Origin of the sequence: Nocardiopsis sp. JB363 (assembly GCF_900143625.1) — a bacterium.
GTDB lineage: Bacteria > Actinomycetota > Actinomycetes > Streptosporangiales > Streptosporangiaceae > Nocardiopsis.
Genome location: NZ_FRFF01000080.1, coordinates 1 through 2,262, shown reverse-complemented (window position 1 = coordinate 2,262; position 2,262 = coordinate 1). Strand labels below are relative to the sequence as shown.

Sequence of the window (2,262 nt, the reverse complement as noted above, 5' to 3'; positions counted from 1 at the left end):
GGGGAAGGGGGAGGTGGGGTCAGGGACCCAAAAGCCCTTCCGGGCCTTCGGCCCGCCGGGCTTCGCCCGGTCCGGCCGCAGCCGGCCGAATCCCTACCCAGCCCTCTCGTCGTCTCGTTAAGCGCGTCGCCACTACGTGACAGGTCGGGCAACGAAGGGCCCGCTACAAGTCGGTCGGGTGGTGGTCCGCGTCCCAGCGGTTGCCGGCTCCGGTGGGGGGAATGGCGGAAAAAGGGGTTGTGGATAACCCGCAAAAGGCGCCATTCCATGATAGGAATCCCAGCACCCTGAGAAAAGAAAACAATATACCCGGGAGTAGGGATGCCATTCTTTGGGGCATTGGCATATAATCAGAGTATGATCTTTCCTCCCAGCGCACCGCACTCGACCGGGACCACCCCGGTCGATCAGGCGATGGCCCATGCGCGGGAGATGGCGGTAGGATTCGCCGGCCAAGATATCCCGCTCGGGGCCGAGGACGAGGCGCTCGAACAGTGCGGGCGGATCAACGGGGAAATGGATCGCATCTATTACGCGATGCTCCCCGCTCTGGCCACCCTGGAAGCCTCCGGGGCCGTGTTGGAAAAAGGCGGCCAGAACACCCTCAAAGCGTGGATCACCCACAAGTGGGGCACCACCCCCGCCGAGGCCAGCAACCTGGCCACCCTGGCCCGAGCCCTGCACCACCAGCAGCTCCCGCTGGTCGACGAAGCGTTCCAGGGTGAGGTCCTGTCGTTGGGTGAGGCGTGTGCGATCGCGACCTCCACCGACAAGGCTGTGACGGACTGGGCCAAGGTCCTGGACTCGGCGGATGAGGACTTCCGGGCGCAGCACCCCGACGTGGAGGGTTTCCGGGCCCGTCTGGAGTTCGGGCTGATCGCTTATAAGAAGGAATGCCCGAAGGCGTCGGTGCGGCAGTTGCGGGACGCGGCGAAATGGTTCGTCGCCCAGCTGGATCCGGATAAGGCCGACCGGGATTATGATGAGACTTTCGACAATCGTGGTGCGCAGTTCTCGCCGACCTTCGAAGGCGGGTTCCTGCTGCGGATGTGGGGGCCGGGTGCGGATAATCAGCTGATCCAGGCCGCCCTGGACGCTTACACCGAACCGTATGGTCCGGATAGTGCGGCGGTGCCAAAGCATCAGCGCACTTATGACGCGATGATGCGGATCTTCGAGACCGCTTTGGCCCACCGCAAGTGCGCGAAGGCTCCGAAGCCGGTGGTGACGTTGAACATCACCGTGCCTTTGAAGCGCTACCTCGGCGACCGTACGGCGGAGCCTGCGGTGACGGAGGATGGGGTGGTCATCCCCGACCAGATGATCTCCCGCCTCACCCCGAAGAGTTGGTTGCGCCGCTTCCTGACCGACGCCGAAGGCAAAACCCTGCTCGATGTGGGGCAGAAGCACCGGTGCGCTCCCGACCCCGTACGCCAAGCGGCCGGCTACAAAGAGTTTCACTGCGAGTGGCACGAAGGCTGCGACATGCCGCGTAGCTGGTCGCAGTTCGACCACATCATCGCCTTCTCCCACGGCGGGGCCACGAGCTCGGACAACATGCAACTGCTGTGCTCCACCCACAACCGGCTCAAGCACCGCCTTCAGGTGAAAGCGAACCAGCAGATCTGGGAACACCACCACACCCAGAACCGCCAAGAAACCGAGAAGGACGGTGGCGGCGGGGACGGTGAGGGGGAGCCAGCCCCAGCCACCGCCTAACACCACCGCACCAGCTTCCACCAGGCGAAAACACCGCCCCGCTCCGAACCATGTATCCGGAGCAGACCCCCGCACCTCTCGAAAAATACCCCCCGGGTGGGTGTCAGACCCCAAAGGCCCTGTGCCTTGTGGGGATACAGCCATGCCCGCACACCGAACCCCCCACCCAGAGCCACATCCAAGGGCCAACGTGGCTCCCGCCGGGGTGTCGGCACCGCCGGTACTAGGGAGTGACCGGCCCACCCCCACAGAGCCGGCCACCGCTGGGACGCGCCCCGCCCTGAGCCGGACCTGTAGCGGGCCCTTCGTGACCGGGCCCGTCACGTAGTGGCGACGCGCTCAACGACACCACCAGACGGTGGGGCAGGAATCCGGCCGGCTGCGGCCGGACCGGCCCGTGAGGGCCCCCAGGCCCGAAGGGCCGTTGCTTTTAGGTCCCTGACCCCACCTCCCCCTTCCCCGATAGCCGCCAACCGCCGCCCGTGCCGTGCGGGTCAAGGCCACCAACCCCGCTGCCACAGCACACAACATCGCCTTGACGCG

General features: G+C 65.7%; 1 protein-coding gene. It reads left to right on the top strand.

Annotation, left to right across the window (positions count from 1 at the left end):
* Positions 1-357: 357 nt before the first annotated feature.
* The gene (locus tag BQ8420_RS12025; protein WP_160049302.1) at positions 358-1,719 is read left to right on the top strand and encodes an HNH endonuclease signature motif containing protein; all 1,362 of its coding nucleotides are present in this window, start codon (positions 358-360) and stop codon (positions 1,717-1,719) included.
* The last annotated feature ends 543 nt before the right edge of the window (positions 1,720-2,262 follow it).

Bases quoted from the DNA above. Each gene is read 5' to 3' on its own strand.
- BQ8420_RS12025 (WP_160049302.1), top strand. From the start codon at position 358: ATGATCTTTCCTCCCAGCGCACCGCACTCGACCGGGACCACCCCGGTC.